The sequence below is a fragment of the Algoriphagus formosus genome (assembly GCF_002807035.1).
GTDB classification, from domain to species: Bacteria; Bacteroidota; Bacteroidia; order Cytophagales; family Cyclobacteriaceae; genus Algoriphagus; species Algoriphagus formosus.
This window is the reverse complement of sequence record NZ_NIUC01000002.1, coordinates 390,829-406,005: the sequence shown is the minus strand read 5'-3', so window position 1 is coordinate 406,005 and position 15,177 is coordinate 390,829. Positions and strand designations below refer to the sequence as shown.

The 15,177-nt window shown below is 42.4% G+C and carries 13 protein-coding genes; 9 read left to right on the top strand and 4 right to left on the bottom strand.

What is annotated here, in order from left to right; translation table 11 throughout:
- Positions 1-20: 20 nt before the first annotated feature.
- From tsaD to CDH51_RS07770, 5 genes are read left to right on the top strand one after another with little or no spacing between them, the layout of a single operon-like run.
- Positions 21-1,034, top strand: a complete 1,014-nt coding sequence (gene tsaD / locus CDH51_RS07790; RefSeq protein WP_100628125.1) for a tRNA (adenosine(37)-N6)-threonylcarbamoyltransferase complex transferase subunit TsaD — start codon at positions 21-23, stop codon at positions 1,032-1,034.
- A gap of 1 nt (position 1,035) precedes the next feature.
- The gene (gene smpB, locus CDH51_RS07785) at positions 1,036-1,503 is read left to right on the top strand and encodes an SsrA-binding protein SmpB (protein ID WP_024284948.1); all 468 of its coding nucleotides are present in this window, start codon (positions 1,036-1,038) and stop codon (positions 1,501-1,503) included.
- Positions 1,466-2,263 carry an SH3 domain-containing protein gene (locus tag CDH51_RS07780; RefSeq protein WP_134202336.1) on the top strand — a complete coding sequence of 266 codons (798 nt, stop codon included), beginning with the start codon at positions 1,466-1,468 and terminating at the stop codon, positions 2,261-2,263. The genes smpB and CDH51_RS07780 overlap by 38 nt, the downstream gene beginning before the upstream one ends.
- A gap of 2 nt (positions 2,264-2,265) precedes the next feature.
- Complete coding sequence (locus CDH51_RS07775; RefSeq protein ID WP_035483114.1) at positions 2,266-2,778, top strand: HNH endonuclease; 513 nt, start codon at positions 2,266-2,268, stop codon at positions 2,776-2,778.
- Between the two features lie 39 nt (positions 2,779-2,817).
- Positions 2,818-3,267: a hypothetical protein gene (locus CDH51_RS07770; RefSeq protein WP_100628124.1), complete on the top strand. Its 450-nt coding sequence runs from the start codon at positions 2,818-2,820 to the stop codon at positions 3,265-3,267.
- A gap of 1 nt (position 3,268) precedes the next feature.
- On the opposite strand, the gene CDH51_RS07765 is transcribed toward CDH51_RS07770, so the two are convergent.
- Positions 3,269-3,874 carry a ribonuclease HII gene (locus tag CDH51_RS07765; protein WP_100628123.1) on the bottom strand — a complete coding sequence of 202 codons (606 nt, stop codon included), beginning with the start codon at positions 3,872-3,874 and terminating at the stop codon, positions 3,269-3,271.
- On the bottom strand, positions 3,846-6,518 hold the full coding sequence (locus CDH51_RS07760; protein WP_100628122.1) for an MGH1-like glycoside hydrolase domain-containing protein: 2,673 nt from the start codon (positions 6,516-6,518) through the stop codon (positions 3,846-3,848). Before CDH51_RS07760 ends, CDH51_RS07765 begins: the two co-directional genes overlap by 29 nt.
- Before the next feature lie 274 nt (positions 6,519-6,792).
- On the opposite strand from CDH51_RS07760, the gene CDH51_RS07755 reads away from it, so the two are divergent.
- On the top strand, positions 6,793-7,158 hold the full coding sequence (locus tag CDH51_RS07755) for a BlaI/MecI/CopY family transcriptional regulator (RefSeq protein ID WP_100628121.1): 366 nt from the start codon (positions 6,793-6,795) through the stop codon (positions 7,156-7,158).
- The gene (locus tag CDH51_RS07750; protein WP_100628120.1) at positions 7,158-9,422 is read left to right on the top strand and encodes a M56 family metallopeptidase; all 2,265 of its coding nucleotides are present in this window, start codon (positions 7,158-7,160) and stop codon (positions 9,420-9,422) included. The genes CDH51_RS07755 and CDH51_RS07750 overlap by 1 nt, the downstream gene beginning before the upstream one ends.
- 14 nt (positions 9,423-9,436) lie before the next feature.
- Here the strand turns inward: CDH51_RS07750 and CDH51_RS07745 are convergent, their stop codons facing one another.
- Together CDH51_RS07745 and CDH51_RS07740 are read right to left on the bottom strand one after the other, a co-directional pair.
- A complete protein-coding gene (locus tag CDH51_RS07745; RefSeq protein ID WP_100628119.1) occupies positions 9,437-10,561 on the bottom strand; it encodes a glycosyltransferase family protein in 1,125 nt (374 codons plus the stop codon).
- Positions 10,562-10,563: 2 nt separating this feature from the next.
- Positions 10,564-11,439: a UDP-2,3-diacylglucosamine diphosphatase gene (locus tag CDH51_RS07740; protein ID WP_100629380.1), complete on the bottom strand. Its 876-nt coding sequence runs from the start codon at positions 11,437-11,439 to the stop codon at positions 10,564-10,566.
- 199 nt (positions 11,440-11,638) lie between these two features.
- Between CDH51_RS07740 and CDH51_RS07735 the strand changes: the two genes are divergently transcribed.
- Positions 11,639-12,601: a glycosyltransferase family A protein gene (locus CDH51_RS07735; protein ID WP_100628118.1), complete on the top strand. Its 963-nt coding sequence runs from the start codon at positions 11,639-11,641 to the stop codon at positions 12,599-12,601.
- Between the two features lie 89 nt (positions 12,602-12,690).
- Positions 12,691-15,165 carry a S9 family peptidase gene (locus tag CDH51_RS07730; RefSeq protein WP_100628117.1) on the top strand — a complete coding sequence of 825 codons (2,475 nt, stop codon included), beginning with the start codon at positions 12,691-12,693 and terminating at the stop codon, positions 15,163-15,165.
- Positions 15,166-15,177 lie beyond the last annotated feature (12 nt).

Sequence of the window (15,177 nt, the reverse complement as noted above, 5' to 3'; positions counted from 1 at the left end):
AACTTTCGGTTTATTTTCCAATGGGTACTAAGACTAATTACATACTAGCTATCGAATCATCCTGTGACGAAACATCCGCCTCAGTGATCGCTAATGGCAAAGTACTTAATAATATCATCGCCACACAATCAGTTCACGAAAAATATGGAGGTGTAGTTCCGGAGCTAGCCTCTCGGGCACATCAAGAAAATATAGTGCCAGTCGTCCAGGAGGCATTGGATTCTGCAAGTATTTCAAAATCTGAGCTTTCTGCGATAGCATTTACCCGTGGCCCCGGTTTGATGGGAGCGCTTTTGGTAGGTGTGAGTTTTGCCAAGGCAATGGCACAGGCATTGGATATCCCGCTTATTGAGATTAATCATATGCAGGCGCACGTCTTAGCGCATTTTATCGAGGACCCCAAGCCTACTTTTCCATTTCTCTGTTTGACAGTAAGTGGAGGCCATACGCAATTGGTCAAAGTTAATTCAGCCTTGGATATGCAAGTGATTGGGGAGACTAGGGATGATGCTGTAGGCGAGGCATTTGATAAGACGGCGAAACTTCTTGGCTTGCCTTATCCGGGCGGTCCTTTGATCGATAAATATGCAAAAGAAGGAAATCCTAAAGCTTTTGATTTTCCGGTGACCCGAATGCCGAATCTGGATTTTTCCTTTAGTGGAATCAAGACTGCAGTTTTATATTTTCTGAAAGAGCAACTTCAAGGAAATCCGGATTTTATTCAGGAAAATTTACAGGATCTCTGTGCAAGCATTCAATATACTTTGATCGAAATGCTTCGAATCAAATTGGTGCAAGCTGCCAAGGAGACTGGGATCCGGCAAATAGCCATAGCAGGGGGTGTTTCGGCTAATTCCGGACTCCGGAAGACATTGGAATTGGAAGCAAAAAAGAGAAACTGGGAACTTTTTATCCCCAAATTTGAGTACTGCACAGACAATGCGGCGATGATTGCCATGGCAGCTCACTTTAAATATTTGGAAGGGGACTTTTCCTCTTTGGAGGTTACGCCTCTTGCAAAAATGAAAATCTAATATGGCAGATAAGAAGAAGTTTGATAAGATTGTCAATATAAAGAATAAGAAGGCAAGCTTTCAATTTGAGTTTATTGATACTTTCAAAGCTGGAATCATGCTGAAAGGCACCGAAATCAAATCCATCCGGGAGGGGAAGGTCTCTCTCACGGAATCTTTCTGCGTTTTTCTGGATGGGGAGCTTTTTGTGAGGCAAATGCATATCGCCCCATACTCCATGGCTTCTAGCTATAATCACGAGGCGGTAAGAGATCGGAAACTCCTTCTCAATAAGAAAGAACTTGAAAAACTCCACACGAAGTCCCAAGAAAAGGGGCTGACTATCATTCCTGTTCGTATATTTATCAATGATCGTGGGCTGGCAAAAATGGAAATTGCCCTCGGAAGAGGTAAAAAGACTCACGACAAGCGACAGGACTTGAAAGCTAAAGATGCCAAAAGAGAACTTCAACGAATGGCCCTTAATTGATTCCTTCGGGATTTGTAGGCAAACCCTGCTACCCGTATACCGACAGCCAAGTACCAATTCGGCGATGATTTCCCAACTTTTATTTGGGGAGTGTTATCAAGTACTAGCTGTGTCCACAGATCGTCAGTGGTATCGCATTTTTCATGAGGATAGTAGAATGGGAGGCTGGATCTCGACAAAGTCACTCAAGGAAATCCACAAAGACGAGTATCAGAATTTTCTGGACCAAGATTTTCAGATAGTTACAAGCCCCATAGCTGCCATAGAATACATGGGGACAAATCTATATTTATTGCCCGGAAGCCGTTTACACTTTTCGGAATTGGAGCTTTTCAATTGGCAGGAAACTATAGGCTTTACCGGGACTAGCCGAGCCCATGCTAAGCGGGCAGATCGGGATGAATTACTGGAAATTGCGCTTCGGTATATCAATGCTCCTTGGCAAGCGGGAGGCCGAAGTATTTTTGGGTTGGACGAGCTACAGGGTTTCGCTTTGATCTACTCCATCGCCGGATATCAATGGTCCTCAGCCACTTTGCCCGGAAGAATTTTACCTTTTAATCATGCCATGCCGGGAGATTTATTTATTTTTCATGATGAAGATTCTCGTCAAGATCAATTCGCAATCTACCTGGGCATGGAGGAAGTACTTTGGATGGATAGTCGGATGAAAGTCTCAGATCTTGAGGAATGGGAGGGTTTTCTTGCAAACAATCGAAATAAACAGGTCGTTTTGGAAGCTAGGTCAGTGTTTAATTGAAGATGGAAAAGCGGGTATTGGTATTAAATTTGGATCACTCACCGGTGGCAGTAGTTTCGGCCCAAAAGGCTATCGTTCTTACTTTGCTTGAGAAGGCAACCATGCTTTCCACCTACGAACTTTTACAGATCCGAACCATTAGCAGAAGTTTTGAATATCCTGCTGTCATCCGACTAAATCAATATAAAAGCATTCCTTATAGGGGGGTGATGCTCAATCGGGCCAACCTTTTTCGAAGAGATAATGGAGAATGTCAGTATTGTGGATCGGTGAAGCATTTGACAATTGATCATGTTGTGCCTCGATCCAAGGGTGGAAAAACGTCCTGGACTAATCTAGTTACCGCCTGCAATCGCTGTAACGTAAATAAGGGAAACAAGACACCGGAAGAAGCTGGCATGCCTTTAAAAATTCTTCCTTTTAAGCCCACCCTATCTTATTTTTTGGCTGATTATGCCGAGAGACATGCCGAAGAATGGCTTCCTTTTTTAAATGTGAAAGTCGTTCCTGGCTGATAAAATATTTTTTGGCAATAAAATTGCCTAGGTATCAATATGAACCTATCCTTTCTTTCTCCTGTACTGCTTTCGCTATTCTTGAGCATTTCTAGCATAGAAGCACAACAACTCATCGGTAAATGGCAATTGGTTTACTTCGATGGGATTGATCGAATTAGAAATTCCGCCCAATTCAGAGAAGCCGACTCCGCTACCCGGGCAAATATGGAATATCGAATCAAGAATAGGCTTGAGTCCACGATTTATCAATTTACCCCAGGAGATTCCCTTCGCTATACAGACATGGTCAATCAGACCATCGTTCAGCGTCGTGCTCAAATTGAGATCGGTGAAGGGGATGTATTGATCATCCGTGAGGGAGAAATGGAGCGGAAGGCAAAAATTGTAGACTTTGATGAGAATAGATTGGTGCTGGAACCCATTACCAAGTCAGGCAATAGCGGTAAACTGATTTTTGAGCGAGTAGTAGAAAAGCCCAAAAAGTAAATTACGTAAAATTAAGCTCCAACTGATCTGGTAAAAGCTTAAAGCTTGATCGGTGCCATGGAGTAGCTCCATGGTCTGAGATTCCCTTTCGATGTACTTTTGTCGGGTAGCCTGCATTGGTTTCCCATCCATAGTAAGGGAAATCCTCTGCCAGTTTGGCCATAAAATCATCTCGATAGACTTTGGCTAAAATGGAAGCAGCTGCAATGCTGGCAAACTTTCCATCCCCTTTGATTACGCAGGTATGAGGTATCTGTAAATCAGACTTCCACCGATTCCCATCGATCAGTAAGTGATTGGGTTGAGTTTTTAGTCCCAAAACAGCTCGCTTCATTGCTAAGAAAGAGGCATTCAAAATATTGATTTGGTCGATCTCGGCTACGCTTGCCTCTGCGATGGCCCAGCTAAGTGCAGTGGACTTGATTTCTTCCACCAATTCTTCCCGCTGCGATTTGAGTAATTTTTTGGAGTCATTTACCCAAGGGTTTGAAAAGTCCTCGGGTAAAATAACAGCAGCTGCCACGACGGGACCTGCAAGACAGCCCCTTCCTACTTCATCACAGCCTGCTTCGAGGCGATTAGCTTCTAAAAAGGGGAGTAGAGGCATGTACTTCTAGTTTTTCTTCTTTGTAATATTTATGGATCATCTCTGCCACTAGGCCTGTCCATCCTGTCTGATGGGAAGCGCCTAGGCCTTTGCCACTATCACCATGAAAATATTCATAGAATAATATATGATCCTTGAAATGAGGGTCTTTCTGGAATTTTTCCTGATTCCCAAAGACAGGTCTGTTTCCATTCGCATCTCGCATAAAGATTTTCATACATCTCAGTGAAAGTTCCTTTGCAATCATATCCATGGAAAGGTAATTGCCCGATCCGGTTGGGTATTCGATCGAAAAGTCACCGCCATAGTAGAAGTTGAATTTCTTCAGCGACTCAATGATCAGGTAATTAATAGGGAACCATATCGGTCCTCGCCAATTTGAGTTGCCTCCAAACATCCGGGTGTCAGACTCTCCGGGAGTATATCTGATTGAATAGGCATCTCCGTTCATTTGAAGTGTGTAAGGTTTGGCCAAATGGAATTTGGATAGGGATCGAATTCCAAAATCACTCAAAAACTCCTCAGAATCCAACATCTTGTGAAGGACACTTCGCATTCGGTGTCCTCGCAGCAAAGAGAAAAGTCTGCGTTTGCCTTTTCCTGGATGAATCCAGCTTGATACCAGCGCTGCTAATTTTGGCTTTTCCCGCATAAAGAAGTCCAGCCTTTTCTTGAATTCAGGCAGGCTTTCGAAGAGCTCTTCTCGTATAGGCTCCACCGCAAAAAGTGGAATTAAACCCACAATAGAGCGAACCTTTAGCTTTTCGGGCTCTTTTCCTTTGAAGTGGAAAACGTCATAGAAAAACTGGTCCTCATCATCCCAAAGAGATATGTGTTCCTTTGAGATATTGTTCATTGCTCCGGCGATGTAGAGAAAGTGCTCCAGAAATTTGGTCGCAGTGTACTGATACACAGTGTTGAACTCGCAAAGATCCAAGGACATTCGGAGCATGTTCAACGAAAACATCGCCATCCAAGAAGTACCATCGGCTTGTTCCAGTTTGCCCTGATAATACTCCGCCGCAGATCTATCGAAAATGGAAATATTATCCAGTCCTAAGAATCCTCCCTCGAATATATTTTTGCCGTCATTATCTTTTCGATTGACCCACCAGGTGAAATTGAGCATGAGTTTGTGCATCGCACGCTCTAGAAATTCCTGGTCACCTTTTCCTCCATTGGCTTTTTTATCTATTTGATAGACGCGCTGCACCGCGTAAGCATGAACAGGTGGATTGACATCCGAGAAGTTCCACTCGTAGGCCGGGATTTGACCATTAGGATGCATGTACCACTCATTGAGTAGCAGTAGCAGCTGATCTTTGGCAAATTCCGGGTCAATTCGAGCTATGGGAATACAATGAAATGCTAAGTCCCATGCCGCATACCATGGATATTCCCACTTGTCCGGCATGGAAATGATATCGTAGTTTTGAAGGTGTCGCCACTGATGATTTCGGCCTTTCTTTCGAGCAACCGGAGGTACGTATCTCCCAGGGTCTCCTTCCAGCCACCGCTCTACATCGTAATAATAAAACTGCTTAGACCACATCATACCTGCATAGGCTTGCCGCTGAATTTGTCTTAGGTCAGGATCCGTGACTCGATCTTGCAATTGACCATAGAACTCATCGGCCTCCCGCTTTCTTTCTTCTAAGCAGGTTTCACAAATTTCTAGTGGCTGATCTTCCAACTGATGCTGAAGTCGCATTTTGATCTCTACTTTCTCTCCAGCTGGAATTTCAAGGTGGTAAATGGCCGCTGCTTTGGTACCGGTAAACTTTGGATTGACTTTGGAGTCATCCTTTTTGATCAGGTAATCATTGATACCGTCTTTATGAAACTCCCGCTCGTTGGGGATATTGTAAAGCCTTTCCCGATTGGTTTCATTGTCACAAAACCGAATATCTGGGCTGCCACTGAAGGTGATAGAATAGTTTCCCGATTTTGGATTGAACGCTTTGATTCTATTGGAGCGGACGAGGCTCAACTTTGGCATAAAGGGTTCGTGGCCTGTAAACCAAGTTTTTCGAAACCAAAGCGTCGGCATCACCCAAATGGGAGCTGATTCGGGACCTCTGTTATGGATGGTTACTTTAGCGACAATGTCCTCTGCGTCATTTTTGGCATATTCTATAAAAATGTCAAAGTACCGATCCTCATCAAATACTCCTGTGTCGATCAGTTCAAATTCAGGGTCGGTCTTTTGCCTTTTCTTATTTTCCAGAAGTAGTTTTTGGTAAGGGAATTCGGCTTGAGGATACTTATAAAGCATCTTCATGTAGGAGTGAGTCGGCGTGGAGTCTAGATAGTAATAGATTTCCTTGACGTCCTCTCCATGATTTCCCTGATTTCCCGTCAATCCAAAAAGCCGCTCTTTGATAAATGGGTCTTTTCCATTCCAAAATGCCCAGGCAAGACAAAGTTTTTGTTTGTGGTCGGAGATTCCACCGATGCCTTCCTCTCCCCAGCGATAGGCCTTGCTACGTGCCTCATCGTGGGTCACATTTTCCCAAGCTGCACCATCAGGGCTATAGTCTTCACGGACGGTTCCCCACTGTCTTTCTGTAAGGTAGGGGCCCCATTTCTTCCAGTGCTTTTTGTATTCTCTATCTTCCTGTAATCGTATATGTTCGGCTAACATGGTCTTCTTCTTGAGCAGGTGGTGAAATTATCAATTTCTGGGTATTTAAGCCGAAAATTCGTAATTCTGTTCAGCTCAGCTGATTATTTTTTCTTGGAGAGAAAGTATTTAAGGATTGTTTTTCAGTTGTTTATGAAACGAACTGCTTTAAAGTGCCTATTTCTCAGTTTTTAGAATTCATTTATGTTTTTCTAAAAATATCATAAAACTATTCTTCTACACTTGTAGAATAATAAATCTCTTCTACATTTGTAGAATATTAATCTGAACATCTATGCTATCCAAAGCCGAAGAAGAATTAATGAATCACCTTTGGGAAAAGGAAAAAGCTTTTCTGAAAGATCTGATCGAAGCGTATCCTGAGCCCAAGCCTGCAGCGACTACTATTTCCACCTTGCTCAAACGAATGCAGGAGAAAAAATTCGTGGACTATCAGACAGAGGGAAAGGCTAGGCTTTATTTTCCCCTTGTATCCAAAGAGTCCTATTTTGGCAAACATCTCCAAGGTTTGATCAAGAACTTTTTCAATGATTCTCCTGCTCAGTTTGCTTCATTTTTTGCGAAGCAAAGTTCTTTCACCGAGGCTCAATTAAAAGAGCTAAAGTCTATGATAGATGACCAACTAAACCAAAAAAAGTAATGGAATACTTGCTCAAATCCATCCTTTGCTTACTGCTAATGCAGCTATTTTATCGTCTGTTTTTGCAGCAGGAAGTCTTGTATCGATTTAATCGGTTCTATCTCCTTTTCGCAGTGCTGATTTCTTTTCTCTTGCCACTGAATCAAATCGAAATCCAGGATTCTACTCCTAGCGAATGGGTTGTAATCGAGGAGCTAGATGGTATGTCAGTAAACAGTCAAGGAGATTTTCAGCAGAATTTTGAAATAGCCAAATCACCTAATCCTCCCCTGCAATTTCCTTGGAAAGCTCTTGGAATTGGGCTTTATGGGCTGGTTTCCTTGATTTTTGCTTATCGCTTTTTTTGGAATATTAGAGTTTTGAAGAATAAAGCGAATTCCAATATTCGTGTTGTTTATCGAGATCAGGTTTTGGTTTTGTTGGAGGAGGATACACTTCCCTATTCCTTTTTGAATTTTATTTTCGTCCACAAAAAAAGCTTTGAAGCGGAAGGATTGAGTGATGCGATCTTCGAGCATGAACTCTGTCATGTGCGAGAAAAACATAGTCTTGATTTGATTTTTATTGAATTTTTGATGATACCGTTTTGGTTTCACCCGGGTCTTTATTGGGCCAAGCAGTCCATTCAGCTCAATCATGAGTTTATCGCGGATCGAGCAGCCATCCAAAAAGTAGATCAAATTTCCTATCAGCGACAGCTCCTATCCTTGGCGATTTCAAGTACGCAACATCTCTTGACTAGCCGCCTTAATTTTTCTTTAACCAAAAAACGAATGCAGATGATGAGTAAAAAACAGAAGCCTATCCGAACAGCCTTGAAAATATTGTTTTTGATCCCGATGATGGGCTTGATTTATTATGGGTTTAGTGAACATGTAAAGAAGCCATTCGATGCACCGAGGCATGAGGTACATATATTTCCCATGGAAGTTGAAAGCTCAGAAAATTTATATGACTTAACCTTCTACCTGGCTACTGAGGGTCGGTTTATTTTAAATGATCCACAAAGTGAAGATATCCAGCCTATAGCACAATTATCCACTGTTTTAGATCAGCTTCCTGATAAAGAACTTTTGATTCGAATGTTCATTCATGAAGGTAATTCAATGGGTGAAATTGATGCAGTCACTTCTATTTTCAGGGAAAATGGCATTCGACGATTGGTCTGGGTCGACGGACAGGGTCAGAATCAACTAGTAGAAGATTTGAGTGAAAGCTATCAGTTGGTGACCGATCAATCCTCTCAGAAAATGACAAAAGCTGAATATTACAGTCAGACCAAGTTCATCTTGAAGTATCCGGATGGGGAACTGGAAGAAAAAAGCTATGAAGCATTGCCGCAAAGCCTGAAAGATGGACTTCCAGATACTCCAAACAAAATAGAGGCAAAAGCGCCCTCGGCTGATCAATTTGAAAGTTGGAAAGATGGTAATGAGTTTGCGCTTTGGCTTGATGGAGAAGTTATTCCCAATTCAAAATTGGATGAAATTTCGCAGGAAGAAATTGTCCATTTCTTTTCCAGTTTTGTCTATAAAAATGCCCGTTCGGAACGCTTTCCGCAGAATTATCAAGTCAATTTATATACGAAAGAAGCCTTTGAAAATAGTTTTGGGGAGTTTTCGGATACTAGAACCAAGCCTCTTCGTGGGACAGTAACAATACCGGTGGATGAACCAAAAAATCAAAGTTTTTCGACGAATACGAACCCTGTTTCTCTTTACCAAAAAGAGCTCAAAGCTTACCATAAAAAACTCAACACAGGTGTTCATTTTATTGAGAAAGACAAAAGGGATCAAGAGGAATTGCTGGAGGAGTTTTTGGATCTTGGTGGGAAGTATTTTCGATTAAGAGTAGAGGATAAAAGGCTGACAGAAAGACCGACTCATCCATTTTCTCCCTACATTCGATTTAAGAAGGAGGATGGATATTACTTCAAGCTTCGGGAAGATTTGACAGAGGAAGAACTAAAGCAGTTGCCACCACCTCCGCCTCCGGCAAATGGTTTGAAAAGTACAGCATCAACTCAAATTACCTCAGGCCTTTTGGAATCTTACCAAAAAATGCTCTTGGCCTATGATTTGAAAAAATACGAAATGAGGCTTCAGTTTTCTGGTAACTCTACCAAAAGAGAAGCTATTTTCGAAGAGTTTATCCGAGTTCAGAATGTATTTCTGGCATTGGATGATGCTGAAAAGAAGCTCGTGAATCCTCCGACTTCGCCTTCCATGCCTAGCCGTACGAAGTCGGGTTCTGACATTTGTTGACGGGATGATTTAAATCAAGTATAGCTCAAATCCGACGACTGGATGAAAATGCTTGTCTCCTCAGGCACCGGAAGTAGCTGCATGAGCACTTGCTCCCAAGTTTCTATCCATCGTTGAAAATCCTCTTGAAGAGGATTGGTTTTTTCAAGAGAAGCCAACTCGAGAATAGAAAAATCAAATGAGTTAGCTGTTTTTCCTATGCCGGAATGAAATACCTCTAGTGCATTACAGGCTTGTTCGTACTGTCCAGCTACGGGGATGACAAGTATTGGCTTGCCTAGGAACATCGCCTCGCAGACGGATTCAAATCCAGCAGTACAGATTAAGCCCTTACAAGCTGCCATATCTTGCAAGAAGCGCTGATCATGGACACGGTTTAGGCTCAAGTTGGGAAGGACTTGCTCAATGTCGGCTGCATCTTTTTTGTCCCAATAAGCTTTGATCTGGATGTGCGGATGAGCTTTGGCATACGCTATCACCTCCTGCCCGTATCCGGGATTGACCATATAGGCAAGATAAAAGTCGCCTTGGTGCGGAGATAGTTTTTTGACTTCCCGTCGAAGGAGAGGAGGTACGACACGAATTTTTCGACTTGCTATTTTTTGCGGCAAAAAAGACAAGGCCAAGATCTCCTGAGCTCCCCAGGCAGTGATTTGGGTATTGAGTCTGAAAAGCAGGCGCTCCAAGTTTCTTCCCGGCGCAAAAAGAAACTCTGGATGTCCCGAGAGGTATTGATGACCGATCACCCAATAAGCGGCTTTTGGTCGGAAAAGCATGGAGTAAAGCCCTCCCAAGAGGTCATAAAAATTCAGAATTACATCTGGGTTTAGACTTTTTACCTGGTCATCGATTTGCAGGAGACTTTTCCAGAAAATGGGAGCTTTTTTTAGGTTTTTGCGGATGGTTTTTCCTAAAAGGATTTTTTTCTCTGCTCCATCTGCTTCAAAATTTGGACTGTCTAAAGCAAGGATTGGAGCCTGAATTTCTCTTGTAAAAAAATCCGGAATACTTCTTCGATGACTTTTCCCAACCAAAACAGCTGCGAGTTCATGACCTTGACTACGCAGTAGATTTGAAAATGCGATAGCCTGCGTCATGTGACCTCGGCCTTCGCCTTGTACGATAAAAAGAAACCTCATAGTTATCGAAATGCAGGTGGATTCAGGTCGTCTTTTGGGCTATCGAACGATACCTTTCGAAGAGGAATGATGGTGCTTTCATTCTCTTCTTCTTTGCCAGAAAAGAAACTGCCGATTTCTTGATCTCTGATTTCCTTGAAATTGATTTCGGAATAGTAGATCAATTGCCAGTTGCCTTCGTGATCTTCTGCCAAAGCCGACATTGTCTCTACCCAATCACCTGAGTTGAGATAATGAACACCATCGATCAATCGGTTTTCTGCCTTGTGGATGTGCCCACAGATGATCCCGTCGCAGCCTTTGGCTTTTGCCATTTTGGCGAGCTCAGTTTCATATTGATCCACATAGGATACCGCAGACTTCACTTTGCCTTTGATATACTGAGACAATGAAAAGTAAGGTAAGCCTCTTTTGAATCGGTAGTGATTGACCACTCGATTGAGCCAAAGGAGGAATGTGTAACCCATATCGCCCAAATAGGCTATCCAGCGAAGATTGGTCGTAATGCTATCGAAAACATCCCCGTGGGTGATGAAGTATTTTTTTCCTTGAGATTCATAGATCATATCCGTCTGAATCGAAAGGTTTCCTATTTGAAGAGGAAGAATTTGATCTAAAAAATCATCATGGTTTCCTCTCAAGTAAAAAACTTGAGTGTTATGATTTTCGATCATTTTGAGGATGCGGTTGAAAAAACGGGTATGTTTTCTTTTCCAAGCCCCCGATTTTTTGAGACGCCACCCATCAATAATGTCACCGTTTAAAATAAGATTATCGCAGTGGTACTGTTTGAGAAATCGCGCTATTTCTTTTGCCTTAGAGCCTTTGGTACCCAAGTGAACGTCAGATACAATGATCGTTTTGAAGTGAGTTTTCACGCTATTGGTTTTGGTTGAAAGGTAGCGTGACATTGTAAATCTGTAACACTTAGTCTGTTAAGTATTTGCTATTTTTTCCAAATTTTCTTTGGTGAAAGTGAAGGCTGTGTTAAGCAGATGTGAAAAATAAGATGGGTCGTGCTTTTCTTTCTTTTTTGAAATGAAATAAATACCTTTTCAGTCTTTTATTTTAGATACTATGAAAATCACTTTTGTATTAGAGTGGGAAAACGCCATTCTTTCTGAACTAGACCGGACAAGTGAATTGCTAACTCAGATTCATTTACAGTCTAATACTCAACAGCAAGCTCAATTTGAGTTGCTTATTCTTCACAATTCAGAGCAAGTTTCCGAAGAGTTTATATCTGATTTCTTAAGAAATGTTCTTGATGAAAAAAATCTTCCCGAAATGGAAGAGACTAGGGTATTGGATGTGAAAGATGCTCACTATTTTCAATTAAAAAATGAGGGAGTAAGACATGCAAAGGGAGAGACGGTTATTATTTTGGATAGTGATATCATTCCACAGGCAGGTTGGCTTGAGGCTCTATTGAATGCTCACCAAAAATATCCTGAGGCTATCATCGCCGGGGCCACACATATCGACTATTCCGATTTTATAGGAAAGTGTTTCTCTTTAGCTTGGTTTTTCCCTGCCCCATCTGATCGATCCGATATGGAATCAGCAAATCTTATTTTCTCCAATAATTTTATTTGTAAAAAGCAGCTCCTCATTGACAATCCCTATCCAAAAATGGCTGAGGGAGTCACCCGAGGTGCAGACACCTTGCTTTGGAAAGAATTGGAAAGAAAAGGAGTGAAATTATTCATTTGCCATCAGGCAAAAGCATCACACCCCGCACCTAATGGTTGGGAACACTTTTTCAACCGAGCTTTGGCTGAGGGTAGGGATGATTACTTGCGTCTTTTCGAAAAGGATTTTCGAGTTGATCATCCGGCATTTAGATTTTTCAAAATTTATCTGCTGCGAAGTAAAAACACCATCGTTAGAATTTGGAAAAACCGTGCAAAAGTTAATTTGAGTCTTTGGCAAGTCCCCTTTGCGACTATTACGATGCTTACCTATTATCTTTTTTACCTGATTGGTGGCGTAATTACAAAAGCCACCCCTAGGTATGCAAAGGTTTCTTGGCAGATTTGATTCTGCTATGAATGAGATTTTTACGCAAGTGGTAAAAAGCTATTCGCGGTTGTTATTTAGTTTCGTTTTCGAATTAAACTCACTAAATAATGCAGCGAATACTCTTGATTTTAGGTCTCTTTCTGACCGTCAATTTAGCTTCAGCACAGGAGCCCATTTACAAGGGGAATTATGAACTAGCTTCCCGTTTTGCTCCTGCCAAACTTCGCAAAATGATTTTCTCAACTTCTGTCAATCCTCATTGGATGAAGAAGTCTGATCGATTCTGGTATGAGTATGAAACCAGTGATGGAAAGCGGTGGTATGTAGTCGATCCGGTAAGGAAAACCAAAACCGAACTTTTTGACAGAGACAAATTGGCTGCGGAAATCACCAAAGCGGTGAAAGACCCCTACGACGGTCAGCATCTGGAACTGGATGACTTGAAACTCTTAGAAGATGAAAATACCATCCGATTCAAGGTAAAATCTACAGCTGATGTGCTTAAGTCTGACTGGGCTGAGATCAAGGAGAAAAATAAAAATGCCAAGGATTCTTTAGAGAAGAAAGTCCACACCTTTCTTTTCAATATTGGCTCGCAAACGTTGACTGAGATCGAAACTGAAAAGGATCCAAAGCGTCTTTCCTGGGCAAATATTGCGCCCGACTCCTCCAAGGTAGTCTTCGCCAAAAACTTCAATTTGTATTGGATGGATAAGGAAAATTTCCTAAAAGCAGTGAAGGACGAAAAAGATTCGACTATCGTGGAAAACCAACTGACCACGGACGGAGAAAAGGATTACGAATACGGCTGGGGAGGTCGTGGAGATGACAATGTGGAGGAGGAAAAGAAGAAGAATGACCGGAAGCGGGTAGGCGTACTTTGGAGCAGCGATTCCAAGCAGTTTATCTTAACTCGTAGCGATCAGCGTAAAGTGAAAGATCTCTGGGTCATTCACAATACCCGGGATCCAAGACCCACTTTGGAAACCTACAAGTATGCGATGCCAGGTGAAAAGGAGCAACCACAAACTGAATTGTTGCACTACTCCTTCGAATCTGAGGAGATGAGTAAGCTTCCTATTTCAACCTTCAAAGATCAGACGGTTAGCCTTTGGTCCACTACTCCTCCTACCAATACTCGGGATGATGATTTTCGTCCGGCTACATGGTTGGGAGATTTGGATGAGTTTTATTTTGCTATCACCAGTAGGGACTTGAAGCGAGTAGATGTCTGCCGCTGGAATATTGCTACCGGTGAAAAGGAGGTTTTGATCGAAGAGCGTAGCAATACTTACATAGATTTTGATAAGTTGGAGCTAGTTGGGAATGATATGATCTGGTGGTCTGAGCGTGACGGTTGGGCACATTTGTACCTCTATGGAAAAGATGGAACTTTCAAAAGGCAATTGACTTCAGGTCCATTCCATGTAAGCGGCGTGGCTAGAGTAGATGAGCGAAATCGAAAAGTTTACTTCGTAGCAAACGGACGTGAAAGAGATGAGGATCCTTATTACGAGCATCTTTACAGTGTCAGCATGGATGGTGGGGCAATCAGCCTACTCAATTCCGGCAACTTCAATCACAGCATAGAAATAAATGACAATGCTTCATTCTTTGTCAATAATTTCTCCCGCGTGAATACAACGCCTGTTTCTGTCCTCATGGATAGAAATGGCAACAAGGTAATGGATTTGGAGACAGCCGATTTGACTCAGCTTTTTGCCGCAGGCTATCAATTCCCGGAACCCTTCAAGTTCAAAGCGGATGATGGAATCACGGATTTGTACGGGGTGATGTACAAGCCTTTTGACTTTGACTCTACTAGAAAGTATCCATTGGTACAATATGTCTATCCTGGTCCTCAGACCGAAGCGGTGAATAAGTCCTTCGGAAGAAGCATGGATCGAACAGACCGTTTGGCGCAGTTTGGCTTTGTAGTCGTGACTTTAGGAAATAGAGGAGGACATCCTGCGAGATCCAAGTGGTATCACAATTATGGATACGGTGACCTGAGAGATTATGGCTTAGCAGATAAGAAAGCTGCAGTAGATCAATTGGCAGATCGACACTCCTACATCGATAGAAATCGAGTGGGAATTCACGGGCATTCTGGCGGTGGCTTTATGTCTACAGCAGCGATGCTTGTTTATCCTGAGGTGTTCAAGGTAGCTGTTTCATCTGCTGGAAATCATGAAAATAACATTTATAACCGCTGGTGGTCTGAAAAGCACCACGGCGTGAAAGAAGTCATCACTCCAAAAGGTGATACCACTTTTGTCTACCAAATCGAAAAGAATCCCGACTTGGCTAAAAACCTAAAAGGCCACCTGATGCTCAGCACAGGAGATGTGGACAACAACGTGCACCCGGCAGGTACAATTCGAATGGCCGAAGCACTGATCAAGGCTGGGAAACGATTTGAATTTGTGATTTTGCCAGGTCAGCGTCATGGATATGGACCGATGGCTGAATACTTCTTCTGGAAAATGGGAGATTACTTCGTGCGGCACCTCTTGGGTGACAATACACCGCCTCCTGTAGATATGGTTGAGATGCAGCGGGATAAGCCGCAGGATAAGTAGATAGTTTTTGTA